The sequence below is a fragment of the Butyricicoccus sp. AM27-36 genome, assembly GCF_003480945.1.
In the GTDB taxonomy this organism is placed as follows: domain Bacteria; phylum Bacillota; class Clostridia; order Oscillospirales; family Butyricicoccaceae; genus Agathobaculum; species Agathobaculum butyriciproducens.
In genome coordinates this window covers 261504-276642 of record NZ_QUJR01000002.1, presented here as the reverse complement: position 1 = coordinate 276642, position 15139 = coordinate 261504, and the positions used below count along the sequence as shown (strand labels likewise).

Sequence of the window (15139 nt, the reverse complement as noted above, 5' to 3'; positions counted from 1 at the left end):
CCACTGTTTTCGCGTATTTTCTCTGATATTCACCATGATTTTCATGCCATACAAAAAAGGCTGCCGAAGCGAGCTTCGGCAGCCTTCTGCAATCTTTACGATTTCTTAATTAAAGGAAGATGTACTTGAGTACGAACAGTACTGCCAGAACGTACATCAGCGGAGCAACCTTCTTGCCCTTGCCGGCTGCAACATTCAGCAGAACGTAGGAGATAACGCCCAGAGAGATACCCTCGGAGATGCTGTAGAACAGCGGCATAGCGATGATAGCGAGATAAGCCGGGATGGACTCGGTCAGGTTGTCCAGATCGAAGTTGATCTCGGTTACGGTGCCTACCATCAGGAAGCCGACCATGATCAGCGCCGGAGCGGTTGCGAAGGACGGGATGGCAGTGAAGATCGGCGCAAACAGCGTGGATACAAGGAACAGGATGCCGGTAACCAGAGCGGTCAGGCCGGTACGGCCGCCGACTGCAACGCCGGATGCGGACTCAACAAAGGTGGTGGTGGTGGAAGTACCCAGAATTGCACCTGCGGAGGTTGCAATCGAGTCTGCCATCAGAGCAGGCTTGATGCCCGGCAGCTTGCCGTCCTTATCGAGCATCTTCGCCTTGGTGGCAACACCGATCAGCGTGCCGAGGGTGTCGAAGATATCAACGAACAGGAACGAGAAGATGACAACAATGAAGTTTACGATGCCAACCGCGCTGAAATCCACGTTGAAGCACTGGCCGAAGGTCAGACCCAGTCTGGAGAAGTCGGTCATGCCCCAGCTCGGGAACAGAGAATAGAAGCCTGCGTCCGGCGTCGGAACGTAAAGGCCGGTTACCTGACAGATCATGCCGAGGATCCAGGTCAGCAGGATGCCGTACAGGATGGCGCCCTTCATCTTGCGGGTATAGAATACTGCGGTGAAGAACAGACCGATCAGAGTCAGCAGCGCGCAGATGCCTGCGGTGTGGAAATTCTTCGGGAAGCTGATGATGCCGACCAGCGTTGCGGAGTCCACGCACAGGCCGGAGTTCTGCAGGCCGATGAAGGCGATGAACAGACCGATACCAACCGAAACACCCTTTTTGAGCGTCAGCGGAATGGCATTGAAGATGGCCTCACGCACATTGGTCAGCGACAGGACGATGAAGATCAGACCCTCAATGAATACGGCCAGCAGCGCAACCTGCCAGCTGTAGCCATAGCCTGCAACAACGGTGTACGCCATGAAGGCGTTCAGACCCATGCCGGCAGAGAGCGCGAACGGCAGGTTTGCCATAAACGCCATGCACAGCGTGCCCAGGCAGGATGCCAGAGCGGTTGCCAGCAATACCGCGGTGGTATCCATACCGGTGGAGCCGAGTACGCTCGGGTTTACGGCAAGGATATACGCCATGGTCATAAAGGTAGTGATACCGGCCATGACCTCGGTCTTAACTGTGGTTTTGTGTTCCGATAGCTTGAAAACACGTTCAAACATCGAATAACCCCCTTTTTAATTTTCAGGCTTTCGCCTTGATTACTGTGAAATGATAATTTTACTTACTTCCCCTCGTAAGCGACAACCGTCTCCGCCGGACAGGTAGTGATGCGGTCGCGTCCGTGCAGACCCTTGAGCTCCAGCAGGCAGACAACCTTGACCACCTTCGCGCCGAGCTGCTCCAACAGATGGACAGCCGCCTCAAGCGTGCCGCCGGTAGCGATGAGGTCGTCCACAACGACAATCTTCATGCCCGGCTTGATGTCATCGCGGTGTACCTCGATGGTCTCCATGCCGTATTCCAGCTCGTAGGACATGCGGGACGTTGCACGCGGCAGCTTGCCCTGCTTGCGGATCGGAATGAATGCCTTATGCAGATTGTACGCCATCGGTGCACCGAACAGGAATCCGCGGGATTCCAGACCGGCGATTGCGTCAAACTCCACGCCGTCCAGCAGCGCAGTCATCTCGTCCACCGCCAGATGGAAGCCGTCCGCGTCACCGAGCACGGTGGTAATATCGCGGAAGATGATGCCTTCCTTCGGAAAATCCGGAATGCTGGTGATATACTGCTCAACCTTACTCATGAAACCTCAATTTCCTCCTTATCCCTGCCGCCCGGCAGAGAATCAATTATGCTGTTTTTACCATTTAGCGCGTAAAACAGCAACACACCTTATATATTATCAAATCGTGTCGTTTGTGACAAGAGATTGATTGTACGAAATGTAGATTTTTATCATGAAGATTATTGCAGCTATACAAATCCTCATCAAATTGTTCACTATCGGATATGGAGCGGGCGCCGTCCGGACGACTGGGTGGTTCGCCGCACCCGCGGCGGCGGGCAACTCGTTGGCCCAGTGGTTACGGACGGCACCTGAGAGTTTCATCTTTAGTACCTCTTACCTTTTATATAACCGCTATTTACTGTAACCATCTGCATCACATTTATTGCGTTCTTCCTATCGCTGTGCTATGCTGTGTATATACCGACTAACCTCGTTTATGATGGGAGGCTACTGTGATGAATCGAAAAAGCGTTATCAATATTCTCTGTGCCCTGTCGGCCATGATTGCTGTCGGAATTGCGGTTTGGATCACTCTGACTGCCCACACACCGCACACGATGGACGATTATATCAACCATCAATACCTGATTGGTGTTTCCAGCGGAATCGCACTCATACTATGTATTATCCGCAGCTATATGCCAAAATAGCAGAAGAGACGCAACTGCGTCTCTTTTTTATTCTATGGAGAGCGGTAAACCGCAAGTCTCTCTTCACTCTCACTCTAATTCTCAATTTTCCATTTCTCTCCTCATCCAGTTCATCAGCATTCCAACGATATAGACCTGCTGCTCCGCCGAAAGCGGCACGCCCTGCGGGATGCCATGCCATTTTGCCAGACAGCCGCGGCAGCAGCAGGCGGTCGCGTGCTGCGCGATGAACACCGGATGTCCCCGCATGGGTGTCTGCTTGCCGTCGTTTTTCGGCTCGGCCGGTGCAAGCCGCTTGGAAACGAAATCTGCCGCGTGGTCGGCAACCGTGTTCCATCCCTTCTCGCGGATGTACTGCTTGTCCTGTGCCTTCAAATGAAAACGGCTGCGGAAATTCGAGCGCGAAAGCCGCACGAGCATCTGTGCATAGGTTTCCTGCCGCTGTTTGTCTGTCATTACGCTCACCTCTTTTTATAGTATACTCCGATCGACTTTTTTACGCAATCCGGATAGAACATTTGTTTTCTTTTCCCGAATATGATATACTATCTCTGCATTTGATTTTCTGTATCTTCAAACGAAACGAGGAAACCTATGGAACCGACCAAATTTGATATGAAATATGCCGCTGTCCGGCGTGCGATCATCGAACAGCGCTTTTCCAAGTTAAACGACAAGCAGCGCGAGGCTGTCTATCAGACCGAGGGTCCGCTGCTCATCCTGGCGGGTGCAGGCAGCGGCAAGACGACCGTGCTCATCAACCGCATCATCAACATTCTCAAGTTCGGTGATGGACTGGAAAGTGAACTTGCGCCCGACTGGGCGACCGAGGACGATCTTCTGTTCCTGACCGAATACCTGACCGATCCTAAGCCGGAGAACCGCGCCCGCGCGGAGCACCTGTGCGCGATGAGTCCCGCCCGCCCGTGGCAGGTGATTGCGATCACGTTCACCAACAAAGCCGCGCGTGAGCTGCGCGAACGTCTGGAGTTCGCCCTCGGCGACGAGGAAGCCGCGTCCGCTGTCTGGGCGTACACCTTCCACACGGCCTGCCTGCGCATTCTGCGCAAGCACGTTGACCTGCTCGGCTTTGAGAGCGCGTTCACCATCTACGATGAGGACGACAAGAAGCGCGTCATTCTCAACGTAATGAAAAAGCTCGATCTCGATCCCAAGAATTTCGATCCGCGAACCGTAATGGGCATGATCTCCCGCGCGAAGGACAAGCTGATGACCCCGCGTCAGTTCAGCGCGGATGCCGTCGGTGACTACTTCCGTGAAAAGGTCGCAGACGTCTACCGCGATTACGAAAAAGCCATGAAAAAGGCCTGTGCGCTGGATTTCGACGATATTATCATGAAAACCGTTCTGCTGCTACAGAACAACCCCGAGGTGCTGGAATACTACCAGCGCCAGTTCCGCTACGTGCTCGTGGATGAGTATCAGGATACCAACTACGCGCAGTATGTGCTCACCAGCCTGCTGGCAGGTTATTATGAGAACATCTGCGTGGTCGGTGATGACGACCAGAGTATCTACAAATTCCGCGGTGCAACCATCACGAACATTCTGGAGTTTGAAAAGCAGTTCAAGGACGCGAAAACCATCCGTCTGGAACAGAATTACCGCTCGACCGGCAACATTCTGAATGCCGCAAACGAGGTCATCCGCAACAACGTCGGCCGTAAGGGCAAGGAGCTGTGGACCGACCACGGTGACGGTGCGAAAATCCGTCTGCATCGCTCGGACAGCCAGGAGGGCGAAGCCGCCTACATTGCCGATACCATCCGCGAAGGCGTGGAGCAGGGCCGAAAATGGGGAGATTTCGCCGTTCTGTACCGCAATAACGTCCTGTCGGATAACATTGCCGCCGCATTCATCCGCGCGGGCATCCCGTACCGCGTGTACAAGGGCCGCGACTTCTTCTCGCGCGCCGAGGTCAAGGACATGTTCGCCTACCTGTGGGTGATCGAAAATCCTGCGGACGAGCTGCGTCTGCGCCGTATCATCAACACGCCTGCCCGCAAGATTGGCGATAAGTCGGTCGAAACCGCCATGCGGCTTGCCGTTGAGTATGGCACAACACTGTATGATGTGGTATGCCATGCTTCTCAGTACCCTGCCCTGTCCCGCGGCGCCGCGGCAATGGAGAAGTTCGGCGAGATGATCGAAAATCTGCGCAAGCTGCGGGAATTTGTTTCGCTTTCCGAGCTGTACGATGAACTCATGGACAAAAGCGGCTACATCCGTGCGCTGCAGCTAAAGGGCGGCGCAGAAGAGGAAAGCCGCATTGAGCACATCGAGGAGTTAAAATCCTACATTGTCGATTACGAGGACAAGACCGAAACGCCGTCGCTCGGCGATTTTCTCGAGAACATGGCGCTGTACACGGATGCCGACCAGTCTGGCGAGGACGATGACGCGGTTATCATGATGACCATGCATGCCGCCAAGGGTCTGGAATTCCCTGTCGTATTCCTCGCGGGCATGGAGGACGGGCTGTTCCCCGGCTTCCGTGCAATGGAGAAGGACGAGGACATGGAGGAGGAACGCCGCCTGTGCTACGTTGCTGTCACCCGCGCGAAGGAGCAGCTGTATCTCACCTGCGCGGAGCGCCGCCTGCTGTACGGCCGCACGCAGTATTCGCATCCGTCGCGCTTTGTTGATGAGATGCCGGAAGAGCTGCTTGAGAGCAATATCACCGAGAGCCGCCGGTTCTCAAACGCGACTGCACCCGATCCGACACTCTCCCGTCCGCAGGTGGCGCGCGCGCGGTATGTCTCTGCCGCAAATACTGCGCCGAGCGCGTCGCTGGCCTCGGCAGCCCAAAGCAAGCCGCTGCCGAATTTTGCCGCAGGCGACCGCGTGTTCCATAAGGCCTTCGGCGATGGACTGATCGTGTCGGTAAAGCCGATGGGCGGCGATGCCCTGCTCGAAATTGCATTTGATCAGAAGGGCACCAAGCGCCTGATGGCAAAGTCGGCAGGACAGTTTATGCAGAAGGTTTAAGCTGTAATTTAGCATAAAAAAGGAGTTCTCAAAAGAGAACTCCTTTTCTGCATTAGTTATCATCCAAATCACTTTACAAATATTTCTTGAAGGAGTATACTCATACTAAAGAATCTTGAAAAACAGAGGGGACAATTGTATGAAAAGTACTATCTTGCAACCGCAACATGTTGAAGCTGCACTAAGTGAGCAAGTCCCTATTTTAGCAAGCAAAGCAGCAGAGCACGTAGCTGACATGCTGCCCGAATTCGCTAAAGCGATTTGTGCGCGCGATATAGTAAAAGTACAAAGTATTGCACAAACTCTTCAAATTACGATTCCTGAATTAACAAAACTTCTTACCAATGTCTTCCGAGAAGCAATGGCATTGAACAAAGAAGAAATGGACATTGGTAAAGAAATATCTGAAAATTTTGTTTTTACCAAAGAGCTAATTCGCTCAGATAAATCGTTATCCTTGAAAGAAAAACATCAGCTTATCCGAGAGCTTCGCACCGAACAAAAGGAATGGCGTTATTCTTTAAGTGAGATGGACAATAAGCGTTTTTTGAATAGATGTGTAGGTGTTTCTCTATTCACAGCAGTTCTGGGCGGCTCGATTTTCGCGGCTCATCCTGACGGATTGTCATCCGTTCTTAAGACCTCCATAAAGTCTCGAAACATCAAAAAAATTTTTAAGTACTTCCACAAAAATAGTGTTACGAAAGCGTTTTTTAAATTTTTGAAAAAAAGTAATATATAACTACACATATATAAAAATACCGGGCAACATGCACCGGTATTTTTGTTTTAGCTCTTGTACATAGTCTATTATCGTACTCCTTGCTCACTCTCTCAGCATTTCCCTCAGCTTCTCTATGGCGCGTTTTTCGATGCGCGAGACCTGCACCTGCGACACACCGACGATGCGGCTGACCTGCTGCTGCGTCAAATCACGCGAATAGCGCAGACTGAGCACCTGCCTGTCGCGGTCGGGCAAGTCCTGCAGTGCCTCGTGCAGCGACAGATGCAGGCAGGTTCTCTCCTCCATTCCCTCGTCACCGACCAGATCACCTACGCGTCCGCCGCCGGACAGCTCCCGCTCGAACGAGTCCACCGACACGTCCGCCTGCTCGCATGCCGCTACTTCCTCGACCGTCAATCCGGCGGCCTGTGCCAGTTCTGATACGGTCGGTGACCATCCGTTCCGGCTCTCCCAGTCGCTTTGCAGGCGGCGCACACGAACCGCGCGTTCCTTGACCGCCCGGCTGACCTTGACCGCACCGTCGTCCCGCAGAAACCGCCGAATCTCACCCGCGATTTTGGGCACCGCATAGGTAGAAAACTCGTTGCCGAGCGACACATCGAAACCGCGCACGGCCTTGATGAAGCCGACACACGCCAGCTGATACAGATCGTCCGGCTCGGTTCCGCGTCCGTAATACCGCCGCACGATCGACCAGATTAAACCGCTGTTGTCCTCGATCAGCCGCGCTTCCGCATCCCTGTCTCCCGAAGCCGCCTGCTCGAGCAGCGTGCGCATTTCTCCGGTCACGCCTGCCGCTCCTTCAGCACCTTGACCATCGCAACCAGCGTTCCCTTCCCCGGCGTAGAGCGCACGCGCATTTTGTCCGTGAATGTCTCCATGATAGTGAATCCCATGCCGCTGCGCGTGTCGTCGCCCGTGGTGAACATGGGCTGGCGCGCCTGCTCGACATTCTCAATGCCGCATCCGGCGTCCTTTACTTTCAGTTCCAGGGCTCGTCCCTCGAACAGCCGCACCGTGACCGTGATAAATCCGCATTTGTCCGCGTAGCCGTGCACAATGGCATTCGTCACCGCCTCAGAGACCACGGTTTTGATGTCGCCAAGCTCCTCCATCGTTGGGTCCAGCTGCGCGACAAACGCGCCGACCGCCTGCCGCGCAAACGCCTCGTTGACCGAATGGCTCTCGAATTTCAGGCTCATTTTGTTGATGACCGCCCGCATTATTCCTTCCCCCTTTCAAAAACCATCACCTGCGGCAGACCGGCCGCCTCAAACACCCGCATCGGCTGCGGCGGCGTGCCGCGCACCGCAAATTCGCGTCCGCTGCGGGCACAGGTGCGGTACAGGTGCAGGACGACCGCCAGACCGGAGCTGTCCATAAACGTCAGCTCGGACAGGTCGAGCACCAGCTTTTCACACGGAAACAACACCAGCAGATCCTCGGTCTGCTCGATCGCCTCCCGTGCTGCATGATGGTCCAGTTCACCGGTGTACACCGCGATCAGCGTGCCCTCCTGCCTTCTCTGCGTGATTTGCAGCATATATGTCACCTCGAAATCAGCAAAATATTACCTCTTATTTCGCATGGTACCCCGCCCTGCGATATACCAAACAATATACCTATTGAAAACAACTGACACAAAAATAAAAGGCTTGTACTTTCAAAGTACAAGCCTTATTTTACCTGTTTATTCCATTTTAATCTGTCGCTTTCGGTCGCCCGCGCAAAATCTTCTCGCACTCACCGATGAGGTACAGCGAACCGCAGATAAGAATGCAGTCGTTCATCTTCGCATGCTCCAGCGCAAGCTCGATGGCGTGCTCAGCGGATTCGCATTCGTACACGCGCTTGCACGACTGCCGCGCCAGCTCTGCAATCGTGTGTGCATCCAGCGAACGCTCACCCGCATCCGGCACACAGGCGTAAAAGTCATCCGCGCGGCTGGCGACCTCGTGAACACAGGTTTCGTAGTCCTTGTCGCGCACCATGCCCATCACAACGTGCAGCCGCTTCATCTTGAGCAGCTCATCCACCGCGTGACACAACGCGTCCGCGCCTGCGGCATTGTGTGCGCCGTCAAGCAGGATGAGCGGCTGATCGACCACGCGTTCCAGCCGGCCTGCGATACGCGCCCGCGCCAGACCGCGCACGGCGGCTTCGGTCGGAATGTTCCAGCCGCGCTCACGCAGTGCGTTCAGCGCCCGCAGAGCCGTCCGCGCATTCTGCAGCTGATGCCGCCCGGGCATGGCAATGGTGTAGCCCTGTCCCTCATACACGAACGCCGAACCGCTGATGTCGCACCGCAGCACGCGGCAGTCCTCCGCTCCGCCGAACCAGACAGCGCCCGCCGCATCGCAGGCACGGCGCAGCACCCGCTGTACATCGTTCGGCTGACCGTCCGCGCAGACAACCGCCGTACCCGGCTTGAAAATACCTGCCTTCTCGGCCGCAATGACCGCCGTTGTGTTGCCGAGCACCGCCATATGGTCGAGCGAAATCGGCGTAATCACGCAGACCTCCGCATTTTTGATGACATTTGTCGCATCACAGCGGCCGCCCAGACCGGTTTCGAGAACCACAATATCGCATTCCTGCTCAACAAAACAGAGGAATGCCAGTGCGGTCGTGAACTCAAACTCGCCGATGGTCTCACCCTCGGGCAGTGTGAGCGATTCACACGCCACCGTTACTCGTTCGCACAGGCGCGTCAGATCGTCGTCCGAGATCATCACACCGTCCACGCGGATGCGCTCGTAAAACTGCACCAGATACGGCGAGGTATACAGTCCGGTGCGCAGTCCGGCCGCCTGCAGCGCCGAGGCGACCATACACGCGGTCGAGCCCTTGCCGTTCGTGCCCGCAAGATGAACAAACTTCAGCCGGTCCTGCGGGTTTCCCAGCGCCTCGCACAGCGCCTTGATGCGGTGCAGACCCGGCTTGCCGGAAAATCTGCCGAGAGAGTGTATGTATTCGATTGCCGTTTTCGGATTTTCGGTATCCATAATAGCTTCTTTCCTTATATTATAATGATACATTTGATTATAACACAGTTTCATCAAATTGAGAATGGAGAATGAAAAATGGAGAATTACCTTTCTGCAAAAGGAGCGGCACTCGCTTCATCTTAACAATCATTTTCCATTCTCCATCCTCAATTCTCCATTAAAACCATAAAAACCACCGAAATTCGGTGGTTTTTATAGTTTTACTTGATCTCCTCGACCGGAATCTGCTTGAGCAGCTCGCTCGGACCGCATCCGGAGCACTTTGCACAGTCGTGCATGCATGCCATCGGATCATCCGGATCTTCCTCACGGCCGATCTCGAGGATGGTCGGGTCACCCTGCTTTTCACCGACGAGGAACTTTGCAACCGATTCCTCCGCCGAGCCTTCGCAGCCGGGCACGAGCAGCACGCCGAGCATCTCGAGTGCGTTGCGCGTTGCCAGACCGAGCGAACCGCAGATGAGCACGTCGATCTGCTCCAGACCGGCGAACTTGATCAGGTCGGTCGCGGACGTGCCGGCAATCCCGGCAATGCGCTTGCCGACCGGTTCCCGGCCCTCGGTGGTGATAATGAGCACCTCACGGCAATCACCCAGATTCTTGGCGATCCGGCCGTTTTCATATGCTACGCCAATGTTCATAACAGACCCTCCACGGTCTTAAGCGCACCGGAAAGCTCGTCCGGCAGCTTTGCATCCTCGATCTTGCCTGCGTCAACCGCCGCAGCCAGCTTCGGGTCGATCGGCAGTTTTGCCAGAACCGGCAGCTCGTAGTGTGCGGCTACCTCGTCAATGTGGCTCTCACCGAACACCGAAATGTGCTTGCCGCAGTCCGGGCACGCCAGATAGCTGTAGTTCTCCACAATGCCGAGCACCGGAATGTTCATCATCTTCGCCATCTTAACCGCCTTGCCTACGATCATGGAGACCAGATCCTGCGGCGAGGTGACAACGATGATGCCGTCCACCGGCAGGGACTGGAATACCGTCAGCGGTACATCGCCCGTTCCGGGAGGCATATCAACAAACAGGAAGTCTACGTCGTCCCATACAACGTCCGACCAGAACTGCTTGACGGTCTCCGCGATGATCGGACCGCGGTAAATAACCGGATCGTCCTCGTTCGGGAGAACAAGGTTGATGGAGATCATCTGTACGCCGCCTTCACTGCGTGCCGGAAGAATGCCTTCCTCGCAGCCCTCGAGCTGACCGTGTACGCCGAAGGTCTTGGGGATGGACGGGCCGGTGATGTCGGCATCCAGCACACCGCAGGAATAACCCTTGCGCGTCATGCCGACCGCCATCATCGAGGTGAGCAGGCTCTTGCCTACGCCGCCCTTGCCGGAAACAACGCCGATGACTTTTTTAACAGAGGCCGCCGGATTGGCTGCAACCTTGAGGCTCTTTTCGCCGCCGCAGTTAGACGAGCAGCTATCGCAATTATGCGAGCAACCCATAAAAAACAACTCCTTACCTATATATCTTGCCTAAAAAACAGTATACCCTAAAAAAACGTTTTCCGCAAGCATAGCACCGGCTTATTTATTGACAAATGTCAAAAACAGAAAAGCACCGCTGTTTCGTGGGGGAACGAAACAGCGGTGCTTTCGGTTAATAACACAAATTGAAAAAAGGGAAAAAGAGAAATGAAAAAATCGGATGACGCCAATGCGGGATTTGCGGCTCTCCCTCACTGACAAATACAGTATACCGTCTTTTTATGCCGAATGTGTGAACAAAATTTGAATATGCTGTGAAGGATCTGCAAAGAAAACGGCTTATCGTCCAAACCGCAGTTTGGCGATAAATCAAGAGAAACGCCCTGTTTCCCGGGGGAAGGAAACAGGGCGTTCTCGTTGATGCAAATGAAAAGAGTTTAAGAAAAGGTGATAAAATCAAAGAAAAGAGGTTGTCAGCTTGAGAAAAGGGGGAACTCTTACTGACACCTATAGTATATCGCGCAGACACCCTTTAATTGTGAACAAATCGTGAACAGACCTTGAAATATTTTTAACAATGTAAACAAGTACCCTGCTTAACCATTTCAAAGATACTCCGAGACAGGAAAACACCCCGGCTCCGTGGGGGAAACGGAATCGAGGCATTTTCGATCATTTCACAAAATAAAGGGGGTAAAAGAGAAATAAAAGATTGTAGATGACTATCGATTCGGGATTGCGGCTTCCCTTATCGACAATGTTAGTATACCGCACTTTGCTTCAAAATGTGTGAACGAATTTTGAACAGAATTTGAAAGGTTTGTGTACTGCCGAAAACCCGGTTTCGGACAGGAAAACACCCTGCCTCCGAGGGGGAACGGAAACAGGGTGTTTTCGGTCATTTCACAAAATAAAGGGGGTAAAAGAGAAATAAAAAAATCAGTAGGCTGTGTCGTTCGGGATTGCGGCTTCCCTCATCGACAATGTTAGTATACCCCACTTTGCCGCAAAATGTGTGAACGAATTTTGAACAGAATTTGAAAGGTTTGTTTCTAAGGCAACACCGCATAATTGAACAAGAGCGATTTGCGCGTAAATTTTGCGTACTGACAAGACGAAGAATTTTCCGTGTTACAGCTGTGCGACCATGGTTTTCAGGGCATCCGGGTTCATGGCAGGCGTATCCTTCAGCGGAAATTCCAGACCGAGCCGTTCATATTTTTCCATGCACAGCTTGTGGAACGGCAGAAACTCCAGCTTTTCAAAGTTGGGATAGCTTTCCGCCTTGGCTTTGACGCGGCGCAAATGGTCCATACCATCGGTCAGACCGGGCACAACCACATGCCGAATCCACAGCGGCACGTTTTTCATCGCGGTCAGCTGCAGGAAACGCTCAATCTGGTCGAAATCCGCGCGGCAGTTCTTGAGATAATCCGCTTTGGTGAGAAATTTCAGGTCGCACAGGACTAAATCCGTGTGCGCGAGCACCTTTTCCGCTTTGGAGAGATTGCCCACGCCGGAGGTATCGAGCGCGGTGTGTACGCCGTGCTCATGCAGCTTGGCGAAGAATTCCTCGACGAATTCGGCCTGCAGGAGCGGTTCGCCGCCGGTGACGGTTACGCCGCCGCCATTCTTCCAGTACGGACGAAACCGGAGAGCCTTGCGGACCAGCTCGTCCACATCGGTCGGTGTGCCGCCTTCGGTCAGCCATGTATCGGGATTGTGGCAATAGACGCACCGCAGCGGGCAGCCCTGCATAAATACGACGTATCGCACGCCGGGGCCGTCCACCGCGCCGAGGGACTGAATGGAATGAATGTTTCCGGTCATATTGCCACTTTCCTTTCTATTCGGGAAAAATAAATGGTTCCGTGGCTTTGCCGCGGAACCATACCGCTGCCCGCGCCGCGGCGGCGCGTCCTCGTCCGCTGTGCGGGCGAGAGGGGGTTATCCCAAACGGTTTCGCAAGGAACCGGTTGGGTATCTAAGGGGGACAGCGTCCCCCTTAGAGGTTAAATCGCCTCGTGGAAGGTACGCGAAATAACTTCACGCTGCTGCTCGCGGCTCAGCTTGTAGAAGTTTACCGCGTAGCCGGAAACACGGATGGTCAGGTTCGGGTACTGCTCCGGATGCTCGTAAGCCGCCATCAGGGTTTCGCGGTTGAGCACGTTTACGTTCAGGTGATGCGCGTTCTGCGCGAAGTAGCCGCCCATGATGGCAACAAGGTTGTTCACCTGCTCCTCATCGGTCTTGCCAAGCGCACCCGGCGTGATGGAGAACGTGTTGGAGATACCATCGCGGCAGTAGGTGTAACTCAGCTTTGCAACCGAGTTGAGGGAAGCCAGCGCGCCGGAAACGTCGCGGCCGCTCATCGGGTTTGCGCCCGGTGCCAGCGGTTCGCCGTGACGGCGGCCGTCCGGCGTGTTGCCGGTTTTTTTGCCGTACATGACATTAGAGGTGATGGTCAGGATGGACATCGTGTGGATCGCACCGCGGTACAGCGGGAACTGTGTCAGTGCCTGATAGAACTTCTCAACCTGCTCGCACGCGATCTGATCTACGCGGTCGTCGTCGTTGCCGAACTTCGGGAAATCGCCCTCGATCTCAAAATCCACGATAATGCCGTTCTCCGGATTACGGATGGGCTTTACCTTGGCATACTTGATCGCGGAGAGCGAATCCGCCATGCAGCTCATGCCCGCAATGCCGAACGCCATCAGACGGCGAACCTCAGTGTCATGCAGCGCCATCTGGCTCTTCTCGTAGGCGTACTTGTCGTGCATGTAATGGATGGTGTTCATCGCGGAAACGTAGGTCTTAGCCAGCCACGGACGGTAGAAGTCCATGCGGCGGAGAACCTCCTCGTAATCCAGCACATCGCCGTCCATGACCGGCATCTCCGGGCCGACCTGCTCGAACTTGTTCTCGTCACGACCGCCGTTGATCGCCATCATCATCAGCTTTGCGATGTTGGCACGCGCACCGAAGAACTGCATGTCCTTGCCGACGCGCATCGCGGATACGCAGCACGCGATGGCGTAATCATCGCCGTAGTACGGGCGCATAACGTCGTCATTCTCGTACTGCAGGGCATCCGTGTCGATGGATACCTTTGCGATGAACTTCTTCCAGTTCTCCGGCAGGTTTTCGCTCCACAGAACGGTCAGATTCGGCTCTGCGGCAGCGTTCAGGTTGTACAGGGTGTTGAGCATGCGGTAGCTGTTCTTCGTAACCATGTGACGGCCGTCCTCACCGATGCCGCCGACCGCCTCGGTGATCCACATCGGGTCGCCGCCGAACAGCTCGTTGTACTCCGGCGTGCGCAGGTGGCGCGCCATACGCAGGTGCAGAACGAAGTCGTCCATGATCTCCTGCGCCTCGGACTCGGTCATCAGACCTGCCTTGATATCGCGCTCAAAGTAGATATCGAGGAAGGTGGAGGTGCGGCCAAGGCTCATTGCGGCGCCGTTCTGCTCCTTGATGCCGGCAAGATAGCCGAAGTACAGCCACTGAACGGCCTCCTTTGCGTTCTCCGCCGGACGGGTGATATCAAAGCCGTAGGACGCCGCCATTGCGATCATGTCCTTGAGTGCCTTGATCTGGTCGGAGAGCTCCTCCGCGCAGCGGATTTCCTTCTCGGTGGTCGGCACATCGCCGAGCGCATCCTTGTCCTTCTGCTTTTCCGCAATCAGTCGGTTGACACCGTACAGCGCTACGCGGCGGTAGTCGCCAATGATGCGGCCGCGGCCGTAAGCGTCCGGCAGGCCGGTCAGCAGACCAACGTGACGCGCTTCACGGACATCCTTGGTATATGCGGAGAATACGCCGTCGTTGTGGGTCTTGTGGTACTTGAACTCCTCCTCAATCTTGGGAGAAACCTCATAGCCGTACTGCTTGCACGCATCACGGACCATACGCATGCCGCCGAACGGATTGCATGCACGCTTGAGCGGCTCATCGGTCTGCAGGCCGACAATTACCTCGTTGTCCTTGTCGAGATAGCCCGGGCCGAACGCCGTGATGGTGATAACGGTCTCGGTGTCGATATTGCGGACACCGCCCTTTTCGCGCTCCTCCGCGAGCAGTGCATCGAACTTCTCACGCAGCGCAGTCGTGCGTGCGGTAGCCGGAGCCAGAAAAGCGCCGTCACCATCATACGGGGTGTAATTCTTCTGGATAAAGTCGCGGACATTGATCTCGTTTTCCCAGTTGCCGCCATTAAAGTTGTTCCATGCGTTCATGTTCT

General features: G+C 54.7%; 14 protein-coding genes. 3 read left to right on the top strand and 11 right to left on the bottom strand.

What is annotated here, in order from left to right:
- Window positions 1-109: 109 nt before the first annotated feature.
- Complete coding sequence (locus DW724_RS04935) at window positions 110-1471, bottom strand: NCS2 family permease (RefSeq protein ID WP_118760834.1); 1362 nt, start codon at window positions 1469-1471, stop codon at window positions 110-112.
- 62 nt (window positions 1472-1533) lie between these two features.
- A complete protein-coding gene (locus DW724_RS04930; RefSeq protein WP_118753490.1) occupies window positions 1534-2058 on the bottom strand; it encodes an adenine phosphoribosyltransferase in 525 nt (174 codons plus the stop codon).
- Window positions 2059-2498: 440 nt separating this feature from the next.
- Here DW724_RS04930 and DW724_RS04920 point away from each other — a divergent pair, with 440 nt between their 5' ends.
- Window positions 2499-2693: a hypothetical protein gene (locus tag DW724_RS04920; protein WP_117489659.1), complete on the top strand. Its 195-nt coding sequence runs from the start codon at window positions 2499-2501 to the stop codon at window positions 2691-2693.
- An 81-nt stretch (window positions 2694-2774) separates the two neighbouring features.
- Here DW724_RS04920 and DW724_RS04915 read toward each other — a convergent pair whose 3' ends face one another.
- Entirely contained in the window at window positions 2775-3149 is a 375-nt protein-coding gene (locus tag DW724_RS04915) for a DUF4186 domain-containing protein (protein ID WP_118760833.1), read from the bottom strand.
- A gap of 138 nt (window positions 3150-3287) precedes the next feature.
- Here DW724_RS04915 and DW724_RS04910 point away from each other — a divergent pair, with 138 nt between their 5' ends.
- Together DW724_RS04910 and DW724_RS04905 are read left to right on the top strand one after the other, a co-directional pair.
- A complete protein-coding gene (locus DW724_RS04910; protein WP_118760832.1) occupies window positions 3288-5702 on the top strand; it encodes an ATP-dependent helicase in 2415 nt (804 codons plus the stop codon).
- A gap of 139 nt (window positions 5703-5841) precedes the next feature.
- On the top strand, window positions 5842-6444 hold the full coding sequence (locus tag DW724_RS04905) for a hypothetical protein (protein WP_118760831.1): 603 nt from the start codon (window positions 5842-5844) through the stop codon (window positions 6442-6444).
- An 84-nt stretch (window positions 6445-6528) separates the two neighbouring features.
- Here DW724_RS04905 and DW724_RS04900 read toward each other — a convergent pair whose 3' ends face one another.
- The 8 genes from DW724_RS04900 to pflB all read right to left on the bottom strand — a co-directional run bounded on the left by DW724_RS04900 (window position 6529) and on the right by pflB (window position 15134).
- The gene (locus tag DW724_RS04900; RefSeq protein WP_242988048.1) at window positions 6529-7236 is read right to left on the bottom strand and encodes a sigma-70 family RNA polymerase sigma factor; all 708 of its coding nucleotides are present in this window, start codon (window positions 7234-7236) and stop codon (window positions 6529-6531) included.
- Window positions 7233-7670, bottom strand: coding sequence for an anti-sigma F factor (gene spoIIAB, locus DW724_RS04895; RefSeq protein WP_110435313.1), 438 nt, complete (start codon window positions 7668-7670; stop codon window positions 7233-7235). Before spoIIAB ends, DW724_RS04900 begins: the two co-directional genes overlap by 4 nt.
- Window positions 7670-7990, bottom strand: coding sequence for an anti-sigma factor antagonist (locus tag DW724_RS04890; protein ID WP_117489662.1), 321 nt, complete (start codon window positions 7988-7990; stop codon window positions 7670-7672). Before DW724_RS04890 ends, spoIIAB begins: the two co-directional genes overlap by 1 nt.
- Window positions 7991-8147: 157 nt before the next feature.
- Window positions 8148-9452 carry a bifunctional folylpolyglutamate synthase/dihydrofolate synthase gene (locus tag DW724_RS04885; protein WP_158580215.1) on the bottom strand — a complete coding sequence of 435 codons (1305 nt, stop codon included), beginning with the start codon at window positions 9450-9452 and terminating at the stop codon, window positions 8148-8150.
- Between the two features lie 203 nt (window positions 9453-9655).
- The gene (locus DW724_RS04880; RefSeq protein ID WP_110435316.1) at window positions 9656-10096 is read right to left on the bottom strand and encodes a NifB/NifX family molybdenum-iron cluster-binding protein; all 441 of its coding nucleotides are present in this window, start codon (window positions 10094-10096) and stop codon (window positions 9656-9658) included.
- Window positions 10093-10911, bottom strand: coding sequence for a P-loop NTPase (locus tag DW724_RS04875; protein ID WP_117489666.1), 819 nt, complete (start codon window positions 10909-10911; stop codon window positions 10093-10095). The genes DW724_RS04880 and DW724_RS04875 overlap by 4 nt, the downstream gene beginning before the upstream one ends.
- Window positions 10912-12024: 1113 nt before the next feature.
- Window positions 12025-12723, bottom strand: coding sequence for a pyruvate formate-lyase-activating protein (gene pflA, locus DW724_RS04870; RefSeq protein ID WP_118760830.1), 699 nt, complete (start codon window positions 12721-12723; stop codon window positions 12025-12027).
- Between the two features lie 182 nt (window positions 12724-12905).
- The gene (gene pflB, locus DW724_RS04865) at window positions 12906-15134 is read right to left on the bottom strand and encodes a formate C-acetyltransferase (protein ID WP_118760829.1); all 2229 of its coding nucleotides are present in this window, start codon (window positions 15132-15134) and stop codon (window positions 12906-12908) included.
- Window positions 15135-15139 lie beyond the last annotated feature (5 nt).